The organism is Rhizobium sp. CNPSo 3670 (assembly GCF_057784555.1).
Genome location: NZ_JBXSOL010000071.1, coordinates 1 through 6,514, shown reverse-complemented (window position 1 = coordinate 6,514; position 6,514 = coordinate 1). Strand labels below are relative to the sequence as shown.

Annotated in this window: 6 protein-coding genes; 3 read left to right on the top strand and 3 right to left on the bottom strand. The window is 61.1% G+C overall.

Translation table 11 applies throughout. The features are described from left to right. Window positions 1-429: 429 nt before the first annotated feature. Window positions 430-912 carry a hypothetical protein gene (locus AC13QO_RS29615; RefSeq protein WP_285196393.1) on the bottom strand — a complete coding sequence of 161 codons (483 nt, stop codon included), beginning with the start codon at window positions 910-912 and terminating at the stop codon, window positions 430-432. 498 nt (window positions 913-1,410) lie between these two features. Between AC13QO_RS29615 and AC13QO_RS29610 the strand changes: the two genes are divergently transcribed. After that, window positions 1,411-1,716, top strand: a complete 306-nt coding sequence (locus AC13QO_RS29610; RefSeq protein ID WP_488542734.1) for a WGR domain-containing protein — start codon at window positions 1,411-1,413, stop codon at window positions 1,714-1,716. An 81-nt stretch (window positions 1,717-1,797) separates the two neighbouring features. Here the strand turns inward: AC13QO_RS29610 and AC13QO_RS29605 are convergent, their stop codons facing one another. Further along, on the bottom strand, window positions 1,798-1,965 hold the full coding sequence (locus AC13QO_RS29605) for a hypothetical protein (protein WP_285196208.1): 168 nt from the start codon (window positions 1,963-1,965) through the stop codon (window positions 1,798-1,800). Window positions 1,966-2,310: 345 nt separating this feature from the next. Continuing rightward, complete coding sequence (locus tag AC13QO_RS29600) at window positions 2,311-2,634, bottom strand: DUF736 domain-containing protein (RefSeq protein WP_085780892.1); 324 nt, start codon at window positions 2,632-2,634, stop codon at window positions 2,311-2,313. Between the two features lie 976 nt (window positions 2,635-3,610). Here AC13QO_RS29600 and AC13QO_RS29595 point away from each other — a divergent pair. Continuing rightward, entirely contained in the window at window positions 3,611-4,954 is a 1,344-nt protein-coding gene (locus AC13QO_RS29595; RefSeq protein WP_488542733.1) for an adenylate/guanylate cyclase domain-containing protein, read from the top strand. 156 nt (window positions 4,955-5,110) lie between these two features. After that, window positions 5,111-6,514, top strand: a 1,404-nt coding sequence (locus AC13QO_RS29590; protein WP_488542732.1) for an ATP-binding cassette domain-containing protein, incomplete at its 3' end; no start/stop codon positions are given.

Sequence of the window (6,514 nt, the reverse complement as noted above, 5' to 3'; positions counted from 1 at the left end):
AGCACGTCGCGCCAGCGACGTATATTGCGCCCTCGAACCGATCGGACCGGAGGGCCGATGCCGCTTTTCCGGAACATGGGCGCCTGGCCGGAACTCCGGCTGCGACGTTTTGGGGTCGATGCAAGATAGCCTATTTAACTATTTTATTCTAGTTAGTATAGCGGTGCAACGGCTGGGGATGGCCGGCAATGGCGCATGGCGGCCATGGCGAGCTATGCTTACTTTCTAACTCTGATCGGAAGCTTTACATGAATATAGCGGTTGGCCCTGGGCGGTAAGCCATCGCTCCTGATCTGCGGCCAAGACTTCAATTCCATTCACATCCTGTTCTTCGCTGGATAGGGTGGATACAAAACGATCAATTCCGCTTTAGAGACGACCGCCGACTGAGGGGCCGCTTTGTTTGCGAATCACCAGAATTGGGCGCTGCTACCCGGCCCATTGAACGGCACGCGCCACATAGACGGGTATGCCGGTTGCTAACGTGATATCCTTGATGATTGGCGCCAGCGAGCCGAGTTCGTCCGCGATCAGCGCAACGAGTTTGGGATAGTTGGTATCGATGCCAGTGTCGTCGACAGCCCAAGCGTTCACCCAATCGGCGCCGTTGACGCTGAATTCGTGCGTGTCGCGATCGATTTCGAGGTCGTCCAGCAGATTGATGGTGAAGCGCCGGAAAATCTCGTTCTCACCCTCCAGCTGATATTCGGCGAATTCATCGTCCCCGATGAGAGCCCTCCGTTGCAATTCCATGATGACGTGGATCCGATCAATTGCCGCCTCGAGTCCATCGACCAGGCGATCGTGAAGCTCGCGCGAGAAGCTGCTGTCGCAGCCGAAGCGGTTTGCCAGGACGACGAGTCGGAAACCGGCAAGCTTGGTGTAGAGCATGAGGTTCTGATCGGTTGTCATAATAGGATCTCCTTCATCTTGATGACGGAGATCGGCGCCTCTGTTGCAAAGAGGGGTCAAGGACCGCGGAACGCGGCTTGCAAGCGGGGGAACCGATTTTTCCAGAGCGCAGTGAAACGCAGCGGCGGAAAAATTGGGGGAGACCGCGCCGTCCTTGACGCCGGATTTGCTGGAGTAAAATAGGACGTCAGAGAGAAGAAGACCCGCGGACCCGAAGGGGCCGCGACCGCTTCCGGCGTGAGCCGGCGGGAGACGCATCGAGGATAGAACCCCTCGGCGATCATTCGCTCACATCATCCAACGAGAGCGGCGCGACCGGAGGGGGAGGTCGCTTGTGGGCTTGCGTGATCGAAGCGAATAGCCCCCGGCGACCATTGGCCGCCTCGCCCGAATCCAAATTCCCAACCTTCGATAATCATCATGAAAATGAATCGGTGTGGGTCGACCGATTCACAAGTGTCGTTGGACGCAAAAGCCGGAACCGGCGATTCTTCCGTCATGCTCGCTCAACCGTATCAGCTCTATATCGAACGCATGGACGCGACCAAAAATATGGCGCGCTTCTACGTGCTTACGATCGAACCGACGCTATTCGGCACGCCCTGCTTGACGCGGCGATGGGGACGCATCGGAACGACCGGCCAGGCCATGGTGCATCACTTCGACAAGGAAGAGGATGCCGTTCATATGTTCCTCGATCTTCTCCGATCAAAACGGGCACGTGGTTATGGACCGAACACGAAAGCACGATGTGAACCCATGGCCTGGGCTTTCTGCGGAAACACTTCTGATCCTAGCCCGTGATCATTGGTGTCAAGCGCAGCTTCGGGTCGACGCGCCGGCCGATCCGGCGTGCCGACCCAGGCGGGATGGCAAACGCCGCCCTCAGAAGGGTGGCGCAGCATCGATGGTGCCCTCCTGTTCGGCGATCGCTACAGTCAGTTCGGCCTGAGCGATCTCCAGCTCCGCTTCGATCTGGCGGCGCTCGGCCGGATCGGCGTTCCTGAGCTCGGCGCGCAGTTCTTCAACCTGAATTTCGAGTGCAATCGTCATCGTCGTCATCTCCTGAATGATGTGAAAGATGACGCCCCGGGTCGTGGGGGTCGGGCCGGGTCAAGGATCGCGTCAGCGACCGGCGGAGCCGGCGAGCGGAGGAACCGATTTTCTGACGGTGCCTTTCAGGGCGCCGGCTGAAAATTGGAGGGGCCGCGAAGTCCTTGAGGCGGCACGAGCCTCACGGCAGACTCGGATATCTGAGCAGGCAGTCCTTGGTCTCGTGTGGCACGACAGGAGGAGTGAATGCGGGCTCGATGCCCGCGTTCACTCCCGATACCGCGCGTAACAAATCGCGAAACGGCGAAGGCGGCCCCGATTGCTCGGGGCCGCTCGAGTCGCTCTTCAGTTCGGGCTGTTCCAGAGGATGACTTTCTTGCCGGGATCACCGCCAGGAGCCTGGGCGACGTTGCCGAAGATCACGCCGATCTCAGGGGCCTCCAGCTTGACGGAGAGATATTCCTCGCCGGTCTGGCGGGCAATGCGGTTCCACGCCGCCCCTATTTCGAAGCCGGTCTTGCGGTGGATGATGCGGTAGTCGGGTGCGTCGTCGCTCGCCTTGCTGGCGTTGGGAACGATGGCGATCGGGGCGTTGACCCGGATGGTGGCAAAGATGCCTTCAAGGCTGCCGTCGGTCTTCTGCGTCAGGGTTGCGATGGTGGTTGCCATTGTATGTCTCCTTCGGTTGCTCGGGACCATTCCCGATGGCGTCCGAAGAAGGGGCCGAGCCGCAGGCGTCACCGGAGCGCCAGCTCAGGGGAACCCCTTGCGGGTTGACGCTGATGGCGGCCGGTCCCTTAGAAAGGCGACACAAGAGAACGGGAATGGTCCTGAACGGCGACCGAAGCCGGTGACAACCATCACGGCAGCCCAATTCTGCGCTGAGCAAGAGGGCGAGGATCAGTGGCGCGGTGCAAGACGGCGATAGAGATGCCGACGAGACCCCGGATCGGCAAGCTCGATCGGCTCGAGCAAAAGGGGAGAGTGTCCGGCGCCTCGAATCGAGCGTCGGCAGGTCGTCTTTCGCCAGCAGCGCGGCGAGCAGGGCGGTGTTAATCCACAGGCGGACCAGGTCGGCATCCCTTGCGCGAAGGTCTTCCAAGCGATCGGCGACTTCATGCGTTTGAAGCTCAGCTCGATCTGCCATCGCAGCCGATAGGCCGAGGCGAGCCGTTCGGCGGCCAGTCGTCGGCTGTGAGCGACGTCAGCAGCAACAGCCAGCCCGCCATCTCGATGCCAGCCTGGCTGGGCTGCTATTGTGCCTTGGCGGCCAACCGGCGCTCCCGTCCCCGGGCATTCTTGGCGGCCTCGGGCGGTATTTAGACCCCTCCTCCGGGGGGTGTGGCCGAAATGTCCCGGCGGTCGCCTTTGCTGCAACTTCGGCGCACAAAAAATTCGGCTCCCATTGTTTCGCATTTGCAGCATCCCTATTTTGACTTTTGATAATGAACGGCTATGAAAGGACTGCCCGTCCGGTCCTCCGAGATGGGGAATTGAAGGACGCCGCTGCCGGGCTTTCGGCAGATCGTTGACAAATATTACCGCTCGTACATCCTGATTTCCTTGTGACCTGCGCATGAAAATGCGTCGGCCAGGGGATTTTTGGCTCTTGGGGATGGCGTGCCTTATGAGGATCATACCGAGAATGAGCACGATCGAATCCAGCGTGTCCTCCATCCTGTTGGACCGGGTCGCCGAATGGCTGACGCATTCCTCGCTGGCCGGCGACGACCTCGAAAACATCGTGCGCGGCTTCTGCGAAAGACTTGCCGCCGCCGGCCTGCCCATCGCGCGCGTGCACCTGACCTTTTCGATGCTACATCCGCTCTATGATGCGCTGAGCTTCACCTGGCGGCGCGCCAGCGGCGTCACCATCGAGGGCTTCCGAATGCCCGCCGGCCAGAAGCCAGACCGCTTCCTGCAGAGCCCCTATTATTACCTGCTCGACAACAACCTGCAGCACATCCGCCGGCGGCTGATGCAGGAAGGGCCGGCCGAATTCCCGATCTTCGAGGATCTGCGCAAGGACAGGATGACCGATTATCTCGCCTTCGTGCAGCCCTTCGGCGACGATTCGGTGCAAGGCATGATGGGCTCCTGGTCGACCGACCATCATAACGGTTTTACCGACGACATGATCGACGCGCTGCTCCGGATGCAGAACCATCTGGCGGTCGCCGCCAAGATGGCGGTGCTCGGCAAGCTCGCCAACAACATGCTGACCACCTATCTCGGCGGCGACGCCGGCAAGCGGGTGCTGAACGGCCAGATCCGCCGCGGAGACGGCGAAACGATCCGTGCGGCCCTCGTCATGGGCGACATGCGCGAATCCACCATGTATGCCGAAAAGGAAGGCAGGCAGGCCTATATCGACACGCTGAACCAGTTCTTCGATGCGATCGCTGCCCCCTTCAACCGCAATGGCGGAGAGATCCTGAGCTTCCTCGGCGACGGCTTCCTCGCCGTCTACCCCTGCGGACGTCACAAGGACCCCTCCAAAATGGCCTGCGAGGCAGCACTTTCTGCCGTCCACCAAGCGCAGGCGCGGGTGGCCGAGCTCAACCGCGACCGGGAGGAAAAGGGTCTAGCCAGGATCGGTTACGGCATCGGCCTGCATGTCGGCAACGTCATGTTCGGCAATGTCGGCCTCAAGGACCGGTTGACCTTCTCCGCCTTCGGATCGGCGGTCAACGAGGTGCAGCGTTTGCAGATCTTGACCAAGAAATACGGCCGCGAGGTCGTCGCCAGCCAGGCTTTCGCCGCCTATTGCGGCGGCGAATGGACAACCCTCGGCGAGGAGAAGCTGCGCGGCATCCGCCAGAAGGTGACGGTACTGCAGCCACGGGCCCCGGCCCCGGATATCCATGTCGACGAACACTTCCGCGAGGCCGTGCAGAACGGACTTTCCGAAGCCGAACAGGTCATTCTCCTGCACCGCGATGCCAAGAAACAGGTCAAACGCACAAGTATGGAGAAGTTCATTCAGTAAAACGCCAGGTTGCGGCCGCCGAAATGGCGTGTTTCTTCCGGACAGAGATGGTGAAACGCGGCAATTTCCCCTTGATTGTCATCAGCTAGACACCCCGTTTGCGGTACGATAGTGTTGCCTTAACGGGAACATAGAAGACTGGGGAATTTCATTGGTATGGCGTCCGCTGCCGATCTGTTGCGTATTGAGAATCTCGACGTCTCCTTCTCGGTTTTCGGCGACCGCCTGCGTGTCGTAAAAGAAGCCAATCTCCGCATTCTTCCGGGCAAGGTCACCGCTCTCGTCGGTGAGTCCGGTTCCGGCAAATCGGTGATCAGCCAGGCCATCATGGGCATCCTGCCCAATCCAGCGAAAGCGTCGGGCAGCATCCTCTTTACCGATCCGCTCGACGGCAGCACGACCGATATCCTGTCGCTGCCGCGCGACAGCGAAGAGATGCGCGATCTGCGCGGCAAGCGCATGGCGACGATCTTTCAGGAGCCGATGACCTCGCTCTCGCCGCTGCACACCGTCGGCAACCAGATCAGCGAAGTGCTCCTGATCCATACCGACGTCGACAAGCAGGAGGCGCGCGCCAGGACTGAGGAGATGCTCGGCCTCGTCGGCTTCTCCAATCCGCACCGCACCTACGACATGTATCCCTTCGAACTGTCGGGCGGCATGCGCCAGCGCGCGATGATCGCCATGGCGCTGATCTGCAAGCCGGCGCTGCTGATCGCCGACGAGCCGACGACGGCGCTCGACGTAACGATCCAGGCGCAGATCCTGGAATTGCTGCGCGATCTGCAGGCCAAGCTCGGCATGGCGATGCTGCTCATCACTCACGACCTCGGCATCGTCGCCAATATGGCCGACGAGGTGGTCGTCATTTATCACGGCGAGATCATGGAAGCCGGGCCGGTCGAGGCGATCTTCCGTAACCCGCAGCATCCCTATCTCAAGGCCCTGATGGCCGCCGTGCCGCATTTCGACATGAAGCCCGGCGAGCGGCTGAAGGCACTGCGCGACGTGCCGGTCAATCTCGAGACGCTGGTCGGCAAGAAAAAGCCGCTGCAGGCCGAAACCCCGGGCACGCTGCTTTCCGTGGCCAATCTGTCGAAGACCTTCAGGACCCGTAGGCGCAGCCTGTTCGGCAAGCACGAGGCCGCCGTCGTGCATGCGGTCGACGATGTCAGCTTCGACATCCGCCGCGGCGAATGTCTCGGCCTCGTCGGCGAATCCGGCTGCGGCAAGACGACGCTCAGCAAGATTCTGATGCGCGCCGTCACCCCCGATGGCGGCGCTGTCGTGTTCAACGACGGCAAGGAGGTCATCGACGTGCTGGCCGCCAAGGGCGCCGAGCTGCAGGAACTGCGCACCAAGATCCAGATGGTGTTCCAGGATCCGGTCTCGTCGCTCTCGCCGCGCATGACGGTGCGCAACATCCTGAGCGAACCGCTCGAGATCCACGACCGCGGCGACAGCGCCGAACGCAAGCGCAAGGTCGAGGGATTGATGGGCGCGATCGGCCTCGACAAGCGTTACCTCAGCCGCTACCCGCACAGCTTTTCCGGCGGCCAG

Coding starts and splice junctions, on each gene's coding strand:
- AC13QO_RS29615 (WP_285196393.1), bottom strand. CDS start 912: ATGACAACCGATCAGAACCTCATGCTCTACACCAAGCTTGCCGGTTTC.
- AC13QO_RS29610 (WP_488542734.1), top strand. CDS start 1,411: ATGCTCGCTCAACCGTATCAGCTCTATATCGAACGCATGGACGCGACC.
- AC13QO_RS29605 (WP_285196208.1), bottom strand. CDS start 1,965: ATGACGATTGCACTCGAAATTCAGGTTGAAGAACTGCGCGCCGAGCTC.
- AC13QO_RS29600 (WP_085780892.1), bottom strand. CDS start 2,634: ATGGCAACCACCATCGCAACCCTGACGCAGAAGACCGACGGCAGCCTT.
- AC13QO_RS29595 (WP_488542733.1), top strand. CDS start 3,611: ATGAGCACGATCGAATCCAGCGTGTCCTCCATCCTGTTGGACCGGGTC.